Raw genomic sequence first — 18,496 nt, 5'->3', positions numbered from 1 at the left:
GTCATCCGCGCCCCCGGGCCCGTCCGGTGGATGCGCACAGCGCCGCCGCGGCCCGCGGGGCGAGCCGCTGCTACGAGCCGGTCACGCGGGCGAGGAGCAGCGCGACGTCGTCCGGGGCGTCGGGCCGGCGCAGAGCGTGCAGCAGCCGGTCACAGGTCTCCCCCAGCGTGGCGTCGGCGGTCTGGAGCAGGTCGAGCAGCATGTTCAGCCGGACGTCGATGTCCTGGTCGCGCGTCTCGACCAGGCCGTCCGTGTACAGGACGAGCACGTCACCCGGGTCGATGCCGACGGTGATGCTGCGCAGTGCGACGCCGCCGACGCCGCCGACGCCGAGGGGGGTGCCGGTGGGCAGGTCGAGCAGCCGGGGTGCGCTTCCGCTGCGCACCAGGACCGGGGGCAGGTGGCCGGCGTTGGCGATGCAGCACTGTGCGCGGTGCGGGTCGTACACGGCGTACATGCAGGTGGCGATGTACGGGTCGAGTCCGGCGGTGATCTCGTCGAGGTGGCGCAGCACGACGGCGGGGTCCAGGGCGAGCCGGGCGAGCGTCTGGGTGGCCGTGCGCAGCCGGCCCATGGCGGTGGCGGCGTTGATCCCGCTGCCCATCACGTCGCCGACGACCAGGGCGGTGCGTTCCCTGTCCATGGGGATGATGTCGAACCAGTCGCCGCCGACCTCGCTGTCCGCGCGCGCCGGCTGATAGCGGGAGGCCACTTCGAGGCCGACGAGATGCTCGGGCGTCTCGGGCAGCATGCTGCGCTGGAGCGTGAGCGCGGTCTGGCGCTGCCGGCGGTACCACCGCGCGTTGTCGATGCAGACGGCGGCGCGCGCGGCGAACTCGGTCGCCAGCAGGACGTCGTCCTCGGTGAACGGGTCGGGATTGCGGGCCCGTTTGAGGTCGAGCGCCCCGAGGACCTCGCCGCGGGCGATCAGCGGCACGGCCATGTAGGAGTGCACGCCGGCCTCGGCGAGGATTCCGGCGGCCCTGCTGTCGCGGGCTATGTCGCGCAGGTCCTGCTCGCCGAGTCTGGGGATCGTGACGGGGCGTGCGGTGTTGACGCACTGGGTGACGAGACGCCCGGCGTCGTACCGGGCGAGTTCACCGGGACGGTCGGCGGCCTCGACCGCGACGGTGGGGTAGGCGGCGGCGACCGCGAGGGCGCGGATCAGCATCGGGGCGTCGTCGCGTCTCCGGTCCGGGCGGCCGTCGGGGCCGGCGAGGACGCTGTCGAGGACGTCGACGGCGGCCACGTCCGCCAGCTCGGGCACCGCCACGTCCGCCAGCTCGCGGGCCGTCTGCTCCAGGTCGAGGGTCGTCCCGATGCGTACGGAGGCGTCGGCGACGAGGGCCAGGCGCCGGCGCGCCCGCTCCGCCTCCGTGGCCGCGCGGTGCCGGTCGGTGACGTCGACGACGGAGAGAGCGATCCCGAGCACGCGTCCGCCGGGGTCCTCCAGCCGGTACAGGGACACCGACCAGGCACGCTCACCGACGGGGTCCGAGAGGACCCGGCCGAGCACATGCCGGTCCAGCAGCGGCGCACCGGAGGCGAGGACCTCGCGCATGGCGGCCTCCAGGCTCTCCGCGTCGCCGAACGGCAGCGTCTCCGGAATGCTGCGGCCGATGAGGTCGTCGGCGGGCCGCCCCCCGATCCGTTCCAGGGCGGGGTTCACGGCCACGTATCGCAGGTCGCTGCCGAGCACGGCGAGCCCGATCGGGGACTGGTCCACCAGGCGCACCGACAGCGCCAGGTCGCGTTCGACGCGCCGCAGCGTCGGCTGGTCGGTGGCGAGCCCCAGGGCGTAGTAGCCGCCGAGGTCGTCCTGCAAGCGCATGTTGCGCCATTCCAGCAGCCGTGTGGAGCCGTCCTTGTGCCGTACCCGGAAGACGCCCTCCCAGCCCTGGCCGCTCTCCATGACCTGCTGGAACAGGCTCAGCACCAGGTCGAAGTGCTCGTCGGCGACCAGCAGCTGCGCGGCGTACTGCCCCAGTGCCTCCTGCGGGGTGTAGCCGAGGAGCTGCTCCGCCTGCGGGCTCCACAGCACGATGCGGCCCTGTGAGTCGAGGACGACGGCGGCGACCGCGAGCACGTCCATGAGCCCGCCCGGCGGCGACAGCGCGGCGTCCGTACGGCGGTCTGCTGCGAGGCCGGCACGGAACACGTCAGCGCTGCCCACAATCGCTCCTTCCCCTGTCGCGATGCACAGGCACGGCCGTCCGCTCACGACCTCACACCGGATGACGGGATACCTCCCATATTCCCTCCCCACCGGCGTGCACCGCAGCCCTTCGGACCGATCTGTCGCGGCGGACCGCGCCCGGGCCGCGCCCGGCGCGTGCGCTGCCCACCCGGCCCGGCGGGCGGGACGGAACGGCGAACTCGTGCCGGGCGACGGGGAGTTCGCCGGACCCGCGGAGATCGCCCGTCACGCCACCCGGCCGCTGTTCCGGTACGCGGCGAGCGCCCAGATCACGAACACGTCCAGCGCGATCATGATCACCGACCAGATCGGGGCGTACGGCAGGAAGAGGAACTGCGTGACCAGGCTCAACGAGGCGAGCAGGATGCCGGTGAGCCGGGCCCACTCGGCGCCTTTCAGCACCCCGGCGCCGGTGACCGCGACGAGGAGCCCGACGATGAGATGGATCCAGCCCCAGCCGGTGAGACTGATCCGGTACGCGTAGTCACCGACCGTGAGGTACCAGTCGTCCTCGATGATCCCGGCGAGGCCCTGGAACACGGCCAGGACGCCGCCGCACAGCATCAGGACGCCGGCGAAGACGACTCCGCCGGTCACCCAGCCGTCGGACGGGTCCGGTACGGGCGGTGTGGCGCCGACCGGGCGCGTTTGCTGGCTCATGATCACTCCTCGCGCTGGGTCCCCGTACGCGGACGCGTGCGGGGTTTCGAGCGTCCGGCGGCGCCGTCCCCTGCGCCATCCGGAGGAATCCGGACGGGTGACGGCGGCGGGCCCGCGACGGCCGGTCTCACTCGGTTTCCGCAGCACATGGGGCGTGTCGGGGCGGCACGGGCGTTGACTGGTGCGGACGCCGGCTCCGGGAGGCACCATGACGGACACACCGAATCCGCGCCGGGCGCCGAGCGGCCCGGGCCGCCGGGAGCCGGCGTGGTGGCGGCTGTTCGCTGTCGTCGCCGTGACCGCCATGACGTCTGGGTACTTCGTGCTGCCGCTCGACGAGATCGGCCCGCACCGCCCGGTCGCGAGCTGGACGGTTTTCGCTCTGGCGCTGTCCGGTGTCAGCGTGCTGCTGCTCGTCCAGATCCGCGACGTCGTCGCAGGCGGCACGCGGGCCAGGCCGGGGATCGTGATCCCGCTGCTGATGTGCCTGTCGATCGTCATCTTCGCCGGCGCCTACTATGCGCTGGCGAAGCAGCCGGGCCAGTTCGACGGACTCACCACCCGGGTCGACGCCCTGTACTTCACGGTCACCACCCTGGCGACGGTCGGCTACGGGGACATCACGCCCTCCGGGCAGACGTCGCGCGTGGTGACCATGGTGCAAATCCTCTACACCTTCGTCTTCCTGACCGCGGCCACGGGCGCACTCACCCGCACGCTGCGCGGGCGACTCGGCGAACGGCTGAGGCAGAGCCGGGACTTACCGTCGGACGGACCTTCCTAGTCCGGAGGATCTCCGGCCGGTCGCGGCGGGGCCACGACGCCTGGCGCCGGACATCCCCTGGAAACCTGGTTGAGTGGGGTACGTCCCACCAGGAACACAGGAAGACGAGGAAAAGGAAGCGACCATGCCGAGTTTCTCCCTGACCGCCTCCGAGGCCCGCCCCCGGCTGCACGAGCTGACCGTCATCGACGTGCGCACACCGGGCGAGTACGCCTCCGGCCACCTGCCCGGCGCCCACAACATTCCGCTCGACCGCCTGGACCGGGCGCTGCCCGCGCTGAGAACCGCGGCCGAGCGCGGCGATCTGCTGGTCGTCTGCGCCTCGGGCACCCGCTCCGCCCGGGCGTGCGACATCCTCGCCGGGCACGGCATCACCGCGGCGACCCTGACCGGGGGCACCGACAGCTGGGCCGAGCTCGGTCACGACCTGCACCGGCCGGCCGGGGCACGGACGGCGTGGGCCATGGAGCGGCAGGTCCGGCTGGCGGCCGGCTCGCTGGTCCTGGCGGGTCTCGCCCTCGGCCGGGTGCGGCCCGCGGCCCGGCTGCTGTCCGCGGGCATCGCGGGCGGGCTGGTCTTCTCGGCCCTCACCGACACCTGCGGCATGGCCCACGTCCTGGCCAAGCTGCCCCACAACCGTCCGAAGGACGCGGACCTCGACGCCACGATCGCCTCGCTGACGGCGTGAGGGGCCGCATGCCGTCACCCGGGGCCGCCCGGTGTGACGGCACCGGAGGCGCGACTCCCTTCTGAGATCCCGCGTCCGGCATAGCGTCGGCGCGGCGCGGCGCACGGCCGCCCCTTCCGTCACCGCGACCGAGGTGTTGCCCTCAATGCCCGTGCAGTCCTGGTTCTCCGACGCGAAGCTGGGAATCTTCGTCCACTGCGGCGTCTACGCCGTCGACGGCGTGCCCGAGTCCTGGTCGTTCCACACCGGTCAGGTCTCCCACGAGCAGTACATGAAGCAGCTGGACGGCTTCACCGCCGCGCGCTACGACCCGTGGGAATGGGCGGCGCTGTTCGCGCGGGCGGGCGCGCGGTACGCGGTGCTGACGGCCCGTCACCACGACGGCGTGGCCCTGTGGGACACCGCGCTCGACGACCTGGACGTCGTACGCCGCACGCCCGCCGCACGCGATCTGGTCGGCCCCTACGCCGAAGCGCTGCGCGAGCAGGGGCTCAAGGTGGGCCTGTACTACTCGCACTCGGACTGGAACCACCCGGACTACGCGAGCGTGCTGCACCCCCGCCCGACCACGAGGACGTGCTCACCAGCCGCTGGGTCGCACCCGCGGACGGTGTCGAGGACCCGGCGGCATGGGCCCGCTACCTGGCCTACCGCGACGGCCAGCTCGGCGAGCCGGTCTAGCGCTACCGCCCGATCTGCTGTGGTTCGACGGCGAGTGGGAACGGGCCGAGGAGCAGTGGGGCCTGGACGCACTCGCCGCCCGCATCCTGGCCGGGAACCGGACACCGTGCTCAACGCCCGGATGCTCGGTCACGGGACTACGCCACGCCCGAGCAGGGCGTTCCGCTCCAGGCCCCCGAGGGGACCCCCGCTACCAGGTCAAGCAGTGGCGCTACGTCGCCACACCCGCGTACGGCGGCGGCGCCATCCGCCTCCAGGACCACGGCAACAAGGTGCTCTACCGCTCCGTGTGGATCGAGCCCCTGTCGTAGGGACCCACTCGCGACGGCCGCCCCGGCGGCCGGGACGGCCTCGCGTCCGATTGTGGGAGCCTGAGGGGCTGAGTGCACCTGACCGCGACAGCTACACCTCGGTTCCCCGATACGGCTCCCTCGGCCCGGTTCGGCACCGTATTACGGAGAGATGGCGCGGCCCGCACCCGGCGACCGCCCCATGGTGAGGGGGGTGCAACGGGCTCCTTACTGACGGGAAATGGCGTGCTGACGGTCGTTGCCTAGCGTCGGTCGTGTGACGGGGAACGCCAAGCCGGGGATCGGCCGCATCGCACGTGCACTGCCTGGTTGGAAGACCATCCGCGGGCGGGTCGCCGTCGTGCTGGCCGTGCCGACGTGTCTGCTGCTCGTGCTCACCGGGCTCGCGGTCGCGGATCGCGCCGCCGACTGGTCCGCGGCGCGGGAGACCAGGGAACGAGTGGACCTCGTGCTCCAGGTCCAGGCGCTCGTACACGATCTGCAGCGCGAACGGGGCCTCACCAACGGCCTCTTGGGCGGCGCCCGCCAGTACCGCGACGACGTCGACGGGCAGCGCCTGCGCTCCGACGAGGCCCGTGCCGACCTCGCCGTGCTGCTCGCCGAGGGCGACAACGACCCGGAGACCGCGTCCGCGGTGGAGGGAGCGCGGGCTTTGCTGACGGGTCTGGCCGCCGTACGGGCCGAGGTCGACGACGGGTCCGCGGACCGTGCGGCCACCCTGCGTTTCTACACCTCCGTCATCACCGCGCTGATCAAGGCACAGTCGGCGGACGGAGATGACGCGGCGCGCGGCGACAGGGCGCTGGCGGACGGGATTGACGCGCTCCAGGCGCTCGCCGACATCGAGGAATCCGTGGCGCTGGAGCGCGGCTCGCTCAACGGGGTGTTCGCGGCGGGGCGCTTCAGAGGCGGTGAGTATCTGGCGTTCACCGAGGTACGGGCCGCCCGGGTCGCCGCCCTCGGGCAGTACGCGCAGTCGGCCACCGAGGCCCAGCGGGGGGCGCTCGACCGTGCGTTCGCGACCCGCGACGCCAAGCGGGCCACCGGCATGGAGAAACGTGCGGCGGCCGGCGCGGACGGGTCCCGGCTGAACGTCGACCCGGATGTGTGGTGGCGGTCGATGACCGTGCTGGTCGACGACCTGCACGCCGTCCAGCGGCGCGTCGGCGCGGACGTACGCGACAGGGCAGGGCAGCTCAGCGATGATGCGACCGGCCAGCTCGGGGGCTTTCTCGGCCTCGGCGTGCTGATCGTCGCGCTCGCCACCGCCCTCGCCGTACTCTCGGCCCGCTCCATCACCCGCCCGCTCGGCGCCCTCGCGCAGGAGGCGGACGAGGTGGCGGGTGCACGCCTGTCCGAGGCGGTCCTGCGCATTCAGCAGGCCGACCCGGACGACACCGCGGCCCGCCTCACACTCGAGCCGCCCGAACCAGGGCCGGAGCCCGGATTCCACGACGGCGCGCAGGAGATCGCCCTGCTCGCCGCGGCTCTTCACAATGTCGAGCGGACGGCTGTCGGCCTCGCCGCCGAGCAGGCCGTCCTCCGCCGCAACACCTCGGAGTCTCTCGCCAACCTCGGGCGCCGCAACCAGAGCCTGCTCCGCCGCCAGCTCGGCCTCATCACCACGCTGGAGAGCCAGGAGGTCGACCCGGACGCGCTCGCCGAGCTCTTCGAGCTCGACCACCTCGCCACCCGGATGCGCCGCAACGCCGAATCTCTGCTCGTCCTCGTCGGCGAGCACGGGCCGCCGCGTACCTGGACGGGCACGGTCGGCGCGCTGGAGGTCGTCCAGTCAGCGGTGTCGGAGGTCGAGCAGTACCAGCGGGTGGCGGCCGTGGACGTCGAGCCGTGCCGGATCCGCGGCCACGCGGTCGCCGAACTGTCTCACCTGCTCGCCGAGTTGATCGAGAACGCACTGGTCTTCTCACCGCCACACTGCCCTGTCGAGGTGTACGGCTGGCGCGACGGAGCCGAATACTGCCTCGCCGTGGTGGACCGCGGCGTCGGCATGACCGCCGAGGCGCTGGCCCGCTCCAACGCCCGTCTCTCCGGACAGCAGAGCTTCCTCGTCGCACCCACCCGTTTCCTCGGCCACTACGTCGTCGGTCGGCTCTCCGCCCGCCTCGGCGCGCAGGTCGAACTCCGCGAGACCGAGGGCTCAGGCATCACCGCATACGTGGCCCTGCCGCCCGCGCTGCTCGCCGCCCCCGCCCCCACCGAGCAACCACCAGGCAAGGACCGGATCAGGTCCATGCTCAGCGGCTTCCGCGAGGGCGTCGCCCGCGGCGCGGCAGCCGGAAAGGACAGCGCATGACCCTGACGACCGGCACCCCGCTCACCGGCGAGGCGCAGAACTTCAGTTGGCTCATCGCCGAATTCGTACGGACCGTCCACGGCGTCGCCGACGCGGTCGCCGTCTCGTCCGACGGGCTGCTGCTCGCTGCCTCCGATTCCCTGGGCCGCGACCGCGCCGACCACCTGGCCGCCGTCGTCTCCGGTATCACGAGCCTCGCCCTGGGCGCGGCCCGGGCCCATGGCCGGCACGGCGGAGGGGGTGTGAGGCTGGTGATGATCGAGATGTACGGCGGCTTCCTGCTGGTCACCACGGTCCGGGACGGGAGCTGTCTGGGCGTGGTCGCGGCGGAGGACAGCGACGTCGGCATGATCGGCTACGAGATGGGGGTGCTGTCCGACCGCGTGGGCGGCCTGCTCACGCCGCAGCTGGTCACCGAACTCCAGGCGGTCGCCACGCGCTGAGGCGAGGCCGGCGTCATCACCGATGACCGGGCCGTCGTCGATCCCTGGGCCGCGGGCCGGAAGTCCTCGTCAACGTCGAGCTCTACGCCCAGGACCGCAAGGCCGGCGAGGAGTTCGAGAACACCGTGGCCTCCTGCGAAGAGGTGATCCCGGTGCCCGGCCGGGCGCCCCGTCGCGGGGGCCTGGCCGGGCACGGAGCCGGCTACAGGTACGGGCGTGTGATCAGCTCGATCGCGTGGCCCGCGGGGTCCTTGAAGTACACCCCTCGACCGCCGTGCTCGTTGTTGGTCTCGCCCGGGCGCCGCATCTGCGGATCGGCCCAGTGGTCGATGCCGCCGTCGCACAGGCGCTGGTACGCCCGGTCGAACAGCTCGTCGTCGATCAGGAACGCGTAGTGCTGCATCTGGATTTCGACCGGCGGCTCGGCGAACTGCAACAGGACGCCGTCGGTGAGCTGGATGTTCGTGAACGGGCCCCAGGACGGAGCTTCCGGGAGCTCCAACAGCTCTCGGAAGAACCGCGCCGACTCGGAGCGGTCCTTGGCGGCGATGATGGTGTGGTTGAACGTGACTGTCATACGGCTGACCTCGCTGGTGTTCGACACGAAAAGGGACTCGCTGTGCGCGAGCACTGGGAGGTCCGCGTGCCGAAACGAGGGGGTGCCTTCTCGGCACCCGACGAGCGATCAGCCCTCCACCGGATGGCCCGTCTGTGTGTGGCGTATCGCCGGTCCGGTGTTCACGTCGGGTGACGCTACTTGATCCGGCCGACTACGACAACAGAGATACGCGAGGAAGGCCCCTGAGCCTGCGGGGCACTCCTGTTGACGGCGTATCAGTTGTCGTCGCCGCGCACGGACGGGAGATGGACCACCACGAGGGCGAAGGCCGCCGCCGTCGTATTGCGCGCCGCGGCGTCCAGGCCGTTCCAGTCCGACGACTGCCACATGGCGAACCACTCGCCGCCGATGGCAATGAACCCCAGTCCGAAAAGGAGCAACACCATCACGAGACCCACGGTGCTCGCCCTCCGGGCACGGTCGTGGGCGCGGTGGCGCAGGCCCGCCGCCCACAGCCAGGTGGCGAGGAGGAGGACCGCGGCGGCGAGGGTCTCCCAGGCGATGATGGCGACGTAGGCGGTGTTCTGCAGCGCCGGCGACTCGATCGCCCGCCACATCAGCTGCGGATCTTTGAACGTGGTATCCATGGCGAGAACGTGCTGGACGAACTGCTGGTTCGTACCGAAGTCGGTGATGTTCCCGAAGGCGACCAGCGTCATGTAGACCGCCATGGTCCCGGTCAGAACGGTCGCCGCGACGGGCGCGGTACCGAGCCGGAGCAGCCGGTCCAGCAGGCCGCCGCCGCGCGTGGTGCCGTCCGCCACGTCCGCCCCCTCGCTCGTCGGCGCCGGCGCCTCGCCGTCACCTGGACTTCAACTCTGCCATGAACACGGCGAGTTGTGGAGGTGCTCCACGATGTCGTCGCCGAGGGCGGCTCAGGCGGTGTGCCGCGGGAGCAGGGAGCCGAGGGGGCCGAGGTCGATGTTCAGGTCGTCCATCGTGAGGTCGTAGCGGTCGCACAGCTCGGCCATCCGCTCCTGGAGGATCATCAGCGTCATCCCGACGCGTTCCTCCTGGTCCTCGCTCAGATCCCCCTCGTCGACACGGTGCAGGGCCGTGCGCTCCATCAGCTGGCGCAGCAACTCCACGAGGGAGAGCACGAGTTTGATCAGGTCCCGTTCCACCGTCTCGGGATCCGTCTCCAGACGCCGGGCCGTCGTGCGGGCTTCGCCGCTCACTGGGTCCTCCTCGGGTGTGACCGTACGGGCTTTCCCGCCGGGTGCCTGGCGCGCGTCACCACGGGCCGGGCTCGTCCGCCGTGATCGATCGGATGACGGCGCGGAGATTGATGTGCACCAGATCCACGTCGGCGACGGACAGGACGAGGTCGCCGGTGAGCACCGCTCCTCCGTTGAGGAGGCGGTCCAGCAGATCGATCAGGGCGACCTGCGGACCCGCGGGCGTGCCGATCGCGGCGGCGTCCGCCCGGTCCGGCTCGGCGCTCATCGTGCGGCGCCGCCGCCGGCGACGACGGTCGCGAACGAGTACGGGGCCCAGGGGCCGGTGACCTCGAGCCGTACGCCCGGTGTGTCACGCACGAGCGCCTGGAGCCTCGTACGGAACAGTCCGGCACGGTCCTCGGGCACGAGGTAGGCCTCGTTGGCGACGTTCTCCCCGTCCCGGGCGGACAGTTCGCCCTGCTGGGGGCGGTGCACCACACGCTCCGGGGCGAGATCGCCGACGGCCCGGGCGGCGTCCGCGGCCACGGCGGCGGCAGCCCGGTGGGCCTCCCGCCCCGCGCGCCGCTGCGCCCGCCGCTGCTGGAGGTAGGCGCGCCCCGGACTCTCGGCCGCCGGTTCCCCGGCCGGCTCCGGTACGGCGGCGCCGCTCGGGTCGGCGTAGACCTTCACCCCGAACTCGACGTGCTTGTCCAGTCGTTGGAGCAGCTCGTCGAACTCGTGGTGACGTTCCCCCAGCATCGCGGTCACACGCTCGTCGTCCAGGTAGACCGTGGCCAGCCGCATGGGCAGCACCGTCGCCGCCGCGAACGCGGCGTCGACCACCGCGTGGTGGGCGCGGGCGACCGCCTCGAGCCGGGCCAGGTCCTCCAGCTGTGCCTTCAGCCCGTGTTCACCGTACGCGACGGCCGGTACGCGCGACACGAGGGCGGCGAGTCCGCCGGCGCGGGCCAGCACGCCCACGGGCCGGTCGTCCACACCGGCGAGGCGCACGGCGGTGCGCGCCAGCGCGTCGTGGTCCCGGCCGACTGCGTACACGTACGACAGCTCGTCGCCGGTCCGGCGGCTCAGCGGGGTGTCGGCCGCGGTGTTCACTGTTCGTCCCGCCTCTCTGTGGTGGCGTGCCCCTCCGTGCCCGTGGCCGCTCCGGGCAGTCCCGCCGCCGCCCGCAGGGCGGCGAGTTCGGCCCGCAGCCGCTCGTTCTCGTGCGCCAGGGCCTCCTGCCCGTCGTGCGCGGCCTCCGCCGCTGCCGGGTGCCCGTTCGGGGCGGCCTGCCGCGGCGCCACCGCTCGGGAGGACAGCGACGGGTCGTGCTCCCACCAGTCGATGCCCATCTCCTTCGCCTTGTCCACGGAGGCGACGAGGATGCGGAGTTTGATGGTCAGCAGCTCGATGTCGAGCAGGTTGATCTGGATGTCGCCGGCGATGACGACACCTTTGTCCAGGACGCGTTCCAGGATGTCGGCGAGGTTGGCCGACGAACCCTGCTGTCCGTACGGGGAAGCGGCCGTGCGGCCGGCGAGCGGTTGGGTCACGGCGTCCGTCCCCTCCACGTCGCCGGGGCCTCGCCCGGTGACGTGCTCCGCTCCCCTGCCGGGGCTGCGCCCGGCCCGGCGTTGTCCGTCATTGCCGTGCACCTCCTTGTCTCAGCACCGCGGAACGCCGCGGCGCCCGGGGCCCGCACGGCCCCGTCAGGGGCCGCGCGTTCCACGCCGGTGGGCTTCGATCTCCTCCAGCCGGTCGAGGAGTTCGTCCTCCCGCCGGTCGAACTCCTCCGCCCCGATACGGCCGGCCGTCAGGTCCCGCTCCAGTGCCGCCAGTTCCCTGAGCACCGGCTCCGGGTCGTAGTACTCGCGTTCCGCGGCCAGCACGAGCTGGTCGAGGACCCAGGCGGTACCCCGGGCGGGAGCGAGCGGGAACGTCAGGAGGCCGGTGATGAGCCCCACGGCTGCCACCTTCCGTCGGGGAGGTCAGACGAAGCTGTACGGGGGAAGCGGCCCGGTGAGCGTGAGCTGGTAGGTCTTCCCCCGCCGCTCCGCCTCCTCCCGGACGAGCCGGGTGAAGGCCGCCGCCTCCTCGTCTCTGACGAGGAACGACACGTTGAGGAAGTCGCTCGTGGCGGCCTCGCCCCGTGCGGTCCGCGCGGCGGCCCCTTCCAGCAGGGCCACCAGTTCGCCGGCCTCGCTCTGCCGGCGGGCCGTGACGGCGTCGGACACCATCTCGCCGAGTGCCACGCGTTCCCGGTGGGCCGAGGGGTCGTCCCGTGTGAGCTCGTTGAGCCGGCGGATCTCGTCGTTCCGCTCCATGATCTCGCGCAGCAGGTCGTCCTCGTCGCGGGACGCCTTGAGATGGAACTCGACGTGACCTTCCAGCTCGGCGAGCCGTTCCCGGTAGCCGGACTGCTCCTGTTCGAGGACGGCGGCCACCTGCTCGTCGTCGGGACCGAGCAGGCCGAAGCGCATGGGCAGGGTCGCGCCTTCGTCCATGAGCCTCTCGACGACGCTCTGATGGGCCATCACGTCCCGGCGCTTGGCCCGCAGACCGGGCGGCGCCTCGCTGACCACGGCCGTGAGGTCCCGCGCCGTGACCGTGCGCAGGTCCGCCGGCGGGTCACCGACGCCGGACACGCCGTCCAGGCGCAGCGGGTGGTCGGCCCGGGTGATGGCGTACACGTAGGTGGGCACCGGTCACTCACCCCGGCTCTGGGACGTCTGACTGGCAGAGGTCTTGCGGGCGGAGCGCTTGCGCGGCTCCTCCTCGGGTTCGTCGCGGTTGCCCTTGATCGTGTCGGTGAAAGCCTCCACCGCCCCGCTCAGCGCGCCCTTCGACTTGCCCTTCGCGCCGTTCTCGGTCATGTCGCCGACGATGTCCGTGAGCTGGCTGGGCGCCTTGCGCCCGGATTCGAGGTCCAGACGGTTGCACGCCTCGGCGAACCTCAGGTAGGTGTCGACGCTGGCGACGACCACGCGCACGTCGATCTTGAGTATCTCGATCCCGACCAGGGAGACCCGCACGAAGGCGTCGATGACGAGCCCTCGGTCGAGGATGAGCTCGAGGACGTCGTACAGGGTTCCCGAGCCGCTCCCACTGGTCGCTGCATTGCTTTGCTGGACGACAGTCACAGCAGAACTCCATCCGATGAGCTGTTTCGGACCCGGCCTCTCACCTGACGGGCCGGGCCCCGGTTTCAGCGGCGGTCGATCCGGCCTCTCGCATACCGGTGCCTGCGCTCGTAGGCGACGAGTCGGCCGTCGGCGTCGAGTTCGACGCGGTAGGACGCCATGACGCTCATGGTGTCCGGAACTCTTTCGAGTTCGACGACCTCCACGTCGGCGCGCCACCCCTCATCGGTGGCACGCAGCGCGGAAACGGCGCCGGGCTCGCACCGGAGCAACTCGGCGAGCTGGTCGGAGGCACGGCGCATGGCCGTGGAAACATCGATCCGTTTCTCGGCGGCCGTACCGCCGTTGCCGTCCGTGGTGTTCATCATCCCGCCTGTCGTGCCTCGGAAATCGTGTTCCGGCGAAGCCTTGGGCCGTCCGCCGTGGCTTCGATGCGCGTGCCCGTGAGAACCGGACCTATGCAGCGGTGTCGGTTACTTGTCGCCACTGATTTTCCGCGTACCAGCTCAGATACCCCCCGGGGGCGACGAAGGGGACATGCCCCTCAGCGGACGGGCTGCCGGCACGTGCGCAACCGGCAGGGGCGGTGACTTCGTCACTGCGCTGACACACCGGGCGGCGCGTGTGTGGCAGGACAGGAGACCGCACCACCGTCCCCGACCGGGGCGCGGCAGTTCTGGGAGTCGTCTTCGCACAGGCTTCACCGAGGCCGACTGCGCCGAGCTCCCGGACGCCGCTCACCAGTAACTCGGGGGGCTGCTCAGGGCCGACGCCATATGTCGGACAGGCGTATGCCGTACAGCCTGCGCAGGCGGCGCAGCTCCCAACGGGCCAGTGCGATCAGGGTCACCGGGCCGATCAGGCCGATCAGCAGGCGCAGCGGCAGCGAGACCCGGTCGTACATGGGGTCGGCTGCCAGCAGCGGGATGCTGACGGGCAGGATCGGCACGACGGACACGACGGCCGGCAGGGCGTCGTTGAGGTCGGCGGTGCGCACCCCGTTGGTGGTGATCAGCAGGCCCGCGGACGCGCTGAAGAGTGCCAGCCACAGCGCGCCGGCGGCGGCCGCGGGCGAGGCGGGAGGCCATTGGGAGAGGCTGGTCTGCATCAGCGTCGCGATGGCGGTCCATGTGGCGAGGAACGCCACGAGCGAGCCGCGTGCCTGTACCGCCACCGGCCACCTGCGGCCGTTGGGGACCATGGCGATCACGAGCCAGAGGACTTGCAAGATGCAGGCAGTGGCGCCGAGACTCATGCCGAAGTTCTCGTGCAGTCGGGCCGGTATGTCGCGAGGGGCCACGAGTCCGAGGCCCAGCCAGGCGCCGACGGTCGCGGCGAAGCCGACACCGGTGCGCCAGAGCCGCAGCCTGGCGACCAGGGGGTCGACGATCCGGTCCGGGCGCGTCGGGGAGCACAGCCGGTGGGCGGCGATCACCGGCAGCAGCCAGCCCAGCCACCAGCAGGCGCCGCGCTGCTCCCGCGGGACGGGGCCGAACAGGGGCGGCGGTGCCGGGCGCTGGGGCCTCCCGCCGATCGGTCCCGCGTAGTAGTCCCTGGTCGGCCGGCCCGTACTCCCCGTCAAACCCGGCCCCCGGGCCCTGAGTCGCTCAACACACTTCCCCCTCGGGTCCCTTGGGCTGGAGCGGCGGAGCCCAGTCCCCCTCCAAGGCACCGCCCCGGTGACGACGTTAGGGCGGGGCAAGGCATTCCACCAGCGCCTGGATTGCATGGGATCTATGCGCCCGAGGAATGTCTGGGGGAAGATGGTGAGGGCCGGAGGAGAACCTTGGAAGCGGGAGGAACGTGTTCGAGATCGACGCGCTGCGACTGCTCGTGACCGTGGCCGAAACCGGATCGTTCACGAAAGCGGCGGCCCGGCTCAACTACACGCAGTCCGCGGTGTCCCGGCGAATCGCCGCGCTGGAACAGCAAGCGGACGGACCACTGTTCGAACGGCTCCCGCGAGGCGTACGACTGAATCCCGCAGGCCGCACGCTGCACCGGCACGCCATGGAAGTGCTCGACCGGCTGTCGCGGGCGGAGCGGGAGCTGGCGGTGCTGCACGCGGGCCACGGCGGGCTGCTGCACATGGGCGCGTTCGCCACCGCCAACATCTCGCTGGTGCCCACCGCCCTGCGGGCGCTCCAGGACGCCAGGCCGGATGTCGAGGTCGTCGCGGTCGAGGGCCCGACCGACACGCTGATGGAGCGCCTCGCGGACGGGGCACTGGACATCGCCGTCGTCAGCGACTACCCGTCCGGTCTGCCGTCGGCCGACGGTGTGACGACGACCGCGCTGTGCGAGGACGAGCTGTTCGTCGCTCTCCCGCGCGGGCACCGCCTGGCCGGAGCCGGGGCGATCGACCTGCGTGAACTGCACGACGAAGCCTGGCTCCAGAGCGCGTACGGCGGCCGCCCCACGATACTCGCCGACGCCTGCGCGCGAGCGGGCTTCACCCCCAGGAAGATCATCCGCATCGCGGAGTGGACCGGGAAGTTCGGCTACGCGGCCGCCGGGCTGGGAGTGGCGCTGGTCCCCTCGCTGGCCGCCCGGGCGGTCCCCGACGAACTCGTCCTGTGCCGCCTCACCGACCCGGCCCTGCGCCGGACCGTACATGTGGCGCTGCCTGCTGCCCCGCTACCGGCGGCACTGAGACTGCGGGATCTGCTGCGCGACGCCGAGTCCCGCCCGGCCAGGGTGTAGTCGACACCGAACCGGCGGCGCGCGACCTCGGTGATCCGGGCCGAGGCGAACCCGGTGAATCCCGCTGGCCGGGCCACCTCGGGAGCGTCCGAGTCCCGGTGGCGGAGCCCCCTTTTCGGGGGCCCCGCAGCATGCTGGTGGGCGCATTCCACACGATCCCGTGGAGCACCGCGCGGTCGTCCAACCGCTTCCTGGCCCCGCAACGACTCGGGCAACAGTGGCCAAAGCAACTCCCGCTCGGCATCCGAGAGTTCATGGCGACGTATCACCCGAACGTGATCCACCACTCGAGATCATGTGAAGACACCGCCTAGTACGACGTGGTCACCGTCACGCCGCTGAAGGCCGTGGCACCGTACAGGCTGATGTAGCGGTATCCGGCTGTGGTGTTGGTGACCGTCAGGCGTTCGGTGGTGCCGGTGCCGGTGGAGCGGGCGCTGTACACCCTCGGCGACGCCCAGGTGCCGGCGTTGTAGTACAGGTCGGCGTTGCCCGTGCCGCCCTTGGTGGTGACGGTCAGGGTGGTGGAGCCGGCCGGCATCCACAGGTAGAGGTGGTCGGTGCCGCCTGCCGCGGCCGAACGGCCGGAGCGTGAGCAGTTCCGGCCCAGCAGCCGGGTGTCGGCGCCGGTGCACGGCGTCGCGGACGGGCCGCCCTGGCACGCACCGGCGGCGCAGGCGGTGAGCCAGGCGTCGAAGTCCGCGTCGTAGCGGGTGCCGATGCCGTCGGCGTAGAGGGCGTAGGCGCCGTTGTAGTCGCCGGTGCGGAACCTGGCCAGGATGGCCAGCACGTCGGGGCGGTGCTTCTCCAGCATGTAGCGGACCGCCAGGTAACCCCACTGGTAGGTCCTGGCCTGGTTGCTGTTCTCGTAGGTGGTCCGGAACAGGGTGCTCAGGTCGTAGGTGTGCTTGCCGGCTTCCGTGATCGCGGCGGTGTAGTCGATGCCGCGGTAGCTGTAGGAGACGTATTCGGCGAAGCCCTCGATCCACCAGACGGTGGGCACGGCCACGGAGTCGGCGAAGTCGCCGTGGGTGTTGAAGCGGCCGTCGAGGTAGTGCGTGTACTCGTGGTTGAGGTTCCAGACCTGGCCGTCCTGTTCGTAGGCGATGAAGCGGGCCTGGTTGCCGGGGCGGGAGGGGTCGCCCTCCAGGTACATGCCGCCGTTGTCGGTGTCGATGCCGAACATGACCCCCGCGTACATCTGGTAGTCCGTACGGCTGTTGTAGACGATGACCTGGATGGTGGTGTTGTGGTCGTCTGCCACGGGACCGTTGTCGGCGATGATGTCGTGGACGTACGCGTCCTGGCTTTGCAGACTGCCGCACGACGCGGCCAGCTGGGCGGCCGTCAGCTCCTGGGCCCGGATGGTGTGGGCCGGATCGCACGCGTGGGTGATCGGCAGGGCGACCTTCGCCAGCTCGTCCTTGAATCCGCAGATGTCGTAGTACCCGCACGCTGCGGCGTCGTAGTAGTCGGCCAGGTTCGCCGTGGCCAGCCACAGCCGGGCGGTCGGCCCGGTCATGCCGGTGGCGTCGAGGACCCCTTTGACCAGCGGGCGGGCCGTCGCCTTGAGCGGGGCGTCCCTGAGGAAACGGGCGAGCTCGGCTCCGGCGTTGCTGGTCAGGTACGCCCGGTCGGTGCCGAGCAGGTCCAGGTGGCCGAGGGCGAACCGGTTCAGGGTGCGCAGAATGCCCGGATCGGCGGTGACGGCCCTGACGAAGTCGGGGAACTGGTGGCCCCGGAACAACGGCGTGTACACCGCGTTGACGGAGGCCACCATGCTCCTCGACGCGTTCCAGCTGCTGTTGTAGCCGTTCAGGACCCGCTGGAGCGGCCCGAGATAGCGGCCCGCCTCCGCGGCGCTGTCGATCAGGATGACCGACTCACTGAGCGTACGGCCGTGTTCCTCGGTGACGTCCAGATAGTGGCTGTTCCGGGTGAACGCGTCGAGGCCGCCACGTATCGCGGTCCTCAGCGGCGCTCCGTACTCGCCGACCTCGTCGGGATGGCCGTACTGGACGTAGTAGCCGGCACGGAGGAAGAGGACCAGCTGGTAGGTGCCGTCGGCGTTGGTTCCGGCGTAGCGGAGTGCGGAGGTGCGGAAGGCGTCGGCGACGGTGACCATCTTCGCCTCGCGGAACGCGCTGTGCGCGTCGGCCGCTCCGACGCTGAACAGGCTGTTCAGGCAGGCGTCGGTGGAGGACTTGACGAGACTCACGAGCTGCGCGCCGTCACGGGAGCCGAAGTCCGCGGGTGAGCAGGCGGCTGCTGTCCCGGCGGCCGGGACGGTGTGCGTGGCCGGGGCCGGTCCGTTCCCGGACCCCGGGCCGGACAGCGGGGGAAGCTCGCCCGGGGTCAGCGGCCTGAGCTGGCGGTCCGTCGGGGCGTTCCCGGTCCCCGTCCATGCCCGATCGGCTGCGGCGGACGCAGCGGAGGAGACGGCCGGTTCGGGAGCGGGCCGGCCGACGGCCCCGGACGCGGAGCCGGGGAGGGTTCCGATGATGGCCAGCGCCACGGACGCACATATTGCGGATGCCCGGGCGAGCAAGGGAGGCATTCTTCTTCGCATCGACACTCCTGGTGGGGGGTTGCGCCGGCCGGGCGGCTCCGCCCGCTCGCCCGATCGGGGCGAAGGCGCACAGGGAGATTTCCACGACTGCCCTGCACGAACAACGAGTTGAGGGATAGGAGATCGACCGGATCAGGCATAACACCGGTGACGTGGCCCCAGGGTGCCCGTGCCGTACCGGACGGGCGGGGAGCCGCTCATAATGGGCCGGTCGTCTCAGACCCCCG

Annotated in this window: 19 protein-coding genes and 1 pseudogene; 6 read left to right on the top strand and 14 right to left on the bottom strand. The window is 71.6% G+C overall.

Features of this window, described 5'->3' with window-relative positions:
• Positions 1–70 precede the first annotated feature (70 nt).
• Positions 71–2,173, bottom strand: coding sequence for a SpoIIE family protein phosphatase (locus ACWD0A_RS03405; RefSeq protein ID WP_451294170.1), 2,103 nt, complete (start codon positions 2,171–2,173; stop codon positions 71–73).
• A 249-nt stretch (positions 2,174–2,422) separates the two neighbouring features.
• On the bottom strand, positions 2,423–2,857 hold the full coding sequence (locus ACWD0A_RS03400; RefSeq protein WP_451294168.1) for a DUF7144 family membrane protein: 435 nt from the start codon (positions 2,855–2,857) through the stop codon (positions 2,423–2,425).
• Between the two features lie 208 nt (positions 2,858–3,065).
• Between ACWD0A_RS03400 and ACWD0A_RS03395 the strand changes: the two genes are divergently transcribed.
• The 5 genes and pseudogenes from ACWD0A_RS03395 to ACWD0A_RS03375 all read left to right on the top strand — a co-directional run bounded on the left by ACWD0A_RS03395 (position 3,066) and on the right by ACWD0A_RS03375 (position 8,078).
• On the top strand, positions 3,066–3,641 hold the full coding sequence (locus ACWD0A_RS03395; protein ID WP_451294166.1) for a potassium channel family protein: 576 nt from the start codon (positions 3,066–3,068) through the stop codon (positions 3,639–3,641).
• Positions 3,642–3,765: 124 nt separating this feature from the next.
• Positions 3,766–4,329, top strand: coding sequence for a rhodanese-like domain-containing protein (locus tag ACWD0A_RS03390; RefSeq protein WP_451294164.1), 564 nt, complete (start codon positions 3,766–3,768; stop codon positions 4,327–4,329).
• Between the two features lie 145 nt (positions 4,330–4,474).
• Positions 4,475–5,193, top strand: a pseudogene (locus ACWD0A_RS03385) (alpha-L-fucosidase); the annotation flags it as partial.
• Between the two features lie 384 nt (positions 5,194–5,577).
• On the top strand, positions 5,578–7,635 hold the full coding sequence (locus tag ACWD0A_RS03380) for a sensor histidine kinase (RefSeq protein ID WP_451294162.1): 2,058 nt from the start codon (positions 5,578–5,580) through the stop codon (positions 7,633–7,635).
• Positions 7,632–8,078, top strand: a complete 447-nt coding sequence (locus tag ACWD0A_RS03375) for a roadblock/LC7 domain-containing protein (protein ID WP_451294160.1) — start codon at positions 7,632–7,634, stop codon at positions 8,076–8,078. Before ACWD0A_RS03380 ends, ACWD0A_RS03375 begins: the two co-directional genes overlap by 4 nt.
• A 202-nt stretch (positions 8,079–8,280) precedes the next feature.
• Here ACWD0A_RS03375 and ACWD0A_RS03370 read toward each other — a convergent pair whose 3' ends face one another.
• The 11 genes from ACWD0A_RS03370 to ACWD0A_RS03320 form a co-directional block, all read right to left on the bottom strand.
• Positions 8,281–8,655: a VOC family protein gene (locus ACWD0A_RS03370; protein WP_451294158.1), complete on the bottom strand. Its 375-nt coding sequence runs from the start codon at positions 8,653–8,655 to the stop codon at positions 8,281–8,283.
• 257 nt (positions 8,656–8,912) lie between these two features.
• A complete protein-coding gene (locus ACWD0A_RS03365; protein ID WP_451294156.1) occupies positions 8,913–9,461 on the bottom strand; it encodes a DUF2165 domain-containing protein in 549 nt (182 codons plus the stop codon).
• A 111-nt stretch (positions 9,462–9,572) separates the two neighbouring features.
• Positions 9,573–9,998, bottom strand: coding sequence for a gas vesicle protein K (locus ACWD0A_RS03360; protein ID WP_451294575.1), 426 nt, complete (start codon positions 9,996–9,998; stop codon positions 9,573–9,575).
• Positions 9,931–10,143 carry a gas vesicle protein gene (locus ACWD0A_RS03355; RefSeq protein ID WP_451294154.1) on the bottom strand — a complete coding sequence of 71 codons (213 nt, stop codon included), beginning with the start codon at positions 10,141–10,143 and terminating at the stop codon, positions 9,931–9,933. The genes ACWD0A_RS03360 and ACWD0A_RS03355 overlap by 68 nt, the downstream gene beginning before the upstream one ends.
• Entirely contained in the window at positions 10,140–10,970 is an 831-nt protein-coding gene (locus ACWD0A_RS03350) for a GvpL/GvpF family gas vesicle protein (protein ID WP_451294152.1), read from the bottom strand. The genes ACWD0A_RS03355 and ACWD0A_RS03350 overlap by 4 nt, the downstream gene beginning before the upstream one ends.
• On the bottom strand, positions 10,967–11,410 hold the full coding sequence (locus tag ACWD0A_RS03345) for a gas vesicle protein (RefSeq protein ID WP_451294150.1): 444 nt from the start codon (positions 11,408–11,410) through the stop codon (positions 10,967–10,969). Before ACWD0A_RS03345 ends, ACWD0A_RS03350 begins: the two co-directional genes overlap by 4 nt.
• Positions 11,411–11,566: 156 nt before the next feature.
• Positions 11,567–11,821 (bottom strand): gas vesicle protein GvpG, encoded by a 255-nt coding sequence (locus tag ACWD0A_RS03340; protein ID WP_177147919.1) that lies wholly within the window; start codon positions 11,819–11,821, stop codon positions 11,567–11,569.
• A 24-nt stretch (positions 11,822–11,845) separates the two neighbouring features.
• Positions 11,846–12,559 carry a GvpL/GvpF family gas vesicle protein gene (locus ACWD0A_RS03335; protein ID WP_451294148.1) on the bottom strand — a complete coding sequence of 238 codons (714 nt, stop codon included), beginning with the start codon at positions 12,557–12,559 and terminating at the stop codon, positions 11,846–11,848.
• A 3-nt stretch (positions 12,560–12,562) separates the two neighbouring features.
• The gene (locus ACWD0A_RS03330; protein ID WP_451294146.1) at positions 12,563–12,997 is read right to left on the bottom strand and encodes a gas vesicle structural protein GvpA; all 435 of its coding nucleotides are present in this window, start codon (positions 12,995–12,997) and stop codon (positions 12,563–12,565) included.
• A 65-nt stretch (positions 12,998–13,062) separates the two neighbouring features.
• On the bottom strand, positions 13,063–13,365 hold the full coding sequence (locus ACWD0A_RS03325; protein WP_307717031.1) for a gas vesicle protein GvpO: 303 nt from the start codon (positions 13,363–13,365) through the stop codon (positions 13,063–13,065).
• 392 nt (positions 13,366–13,757) lie between these two features.
• Positions 13,758–14,579: a hypothetical protein gene (locus ACWD0A_RS03320; protein WP_451294144.1), complete on the bottom strand. Its 822-nt coding sequence runs from the start codon at positions 14,577–14,579 to the stop codon at positions 13,758–13,760.
• 221 nt (positions 14,580–14,800) lie between these two features.
• Between ACWD0A_RS03320 and ACWD0A_RS03315 the strand changes: the two genes are divergently transcribed.
• Entirely contained in the window at positions 14,801–15,700 is a 900-nt protein-coding gene (locus ACWD0A_RS03315; protein ID WP_451294142.1) for a LysR family transcriptional regulator, read from the top strand.
• 310 nt (positions 15,701–16,010) lie between these two features.
• On the opposite strand, the gene ACWD0A_RS03310 is transcribed toward ACWD0A_RS03315, so the two are convergent.
• Positions 16,011–18,215: a M9 family metallopeptidase gene (locus tag ACWD0A_RS03310; protein WP_451294140.1), complete on the bottom strand. Its 2,205-nt coding sequence runs from the start codon at positions 18,213–18,215 to the stop codon at positions 16,011–16,013.
• Positions 18,216–18,496 lie beyond the last annotated feature (281 nt).

The organism is Streptomyces sp. NPDC002867 (assembly GCF_053591895.1).
This window is presented reverse-complemented; position numbering and strand designations above follow the sequence as displayed.